The organism is Neisseria sp. P0017.S009 (assembly GCF_051957375.1).
GTDB lineage: Bacteria > Pseudomonadota > Gammaproteobacteria > Burkholderiales > Neisseriaceae > Neisseria > Neisseria perflava.
In genome coordinates, this window is record NZ_JBQCWL010000015.1 from 1 (window position 1) to 785 (window position 785).

The window sequence follows — 785 nt, forward strand, 5'->3', positions numbered from 1 at the left end:
GGTGCCGGCCGTCCGGTCAATCCGATACACGGTTTGAAGTTTTTGGAGGGTGAAACCGACTTTGCCTTTGAAGGTATTCTGCCGCTGGTCTGGAGCCGCAGCTATTATTCTGACCAAGACGGTACCGGCTGGCTCGGCGAGGGTTGGAGCGTGCCGGGCTGCCAGCGCATTATCCGCGATGCGGCCGGATTAGCCTATATCGACGATCAGGGCCGTTTGTTCCCTTTGCCGGAAGTCGATGAAGATGACGAAGAACCGGTATTGTTCGAAAGCGAACAGATTTGGTTCAGTAAAAATCCGGACGGGCATTACGTCATTGCTTCGCTGGACGGTTCGATAGCGCTGCGTTTTGCGCCTTTGGTGGTGGCGGAGGACGGTTCTGATGAAGATTCCACCCTCTTCCCTTTGGTCGCGGTGGAAGACGCCAACGGCAACCATCAGCGTTTCGTCTATCATCCGCTGACCGGTCTGCCGCAATACGTCATCGACGGCAACGGCCGGGTGTTCTCGCTGAACTTCGGCAATGTGGCCGATGAGCAGTCGCCTAGAATGCGGCTGCTGTCGGTATCGCTGTTGGAGGGTTTGCCCGCCTTCGGCGAAACGGTCCGGGTCGGCAGTCCGCTGGTCCGCTATGAATACAACGGCAGTGGCGACCTGATCCGCGTCATCGGCTGCGACGGCAACGTCAAACGCAGCTTCGGCTATAAGAACAATCTGATGGTGTCGCATACGGATGCGGCCGGATTGGTATCGGAATACGAATACGACCATTACACCCCGACCGG

General features: G+C 57.5%; 1 protein-coding gene. It reads left to right on the forward strand.

Going from position 1 to position 785, the window contains the following annotated elements; genetic code table 11:
- Nucleotides 1–785 (forward strand): DUF6531 domain-containing protein (locus ACTHTG_RS11130; RefSeq protein ID WP_440360698.1); only part of this gene is annotated, 785 nt, incomplete at both ends.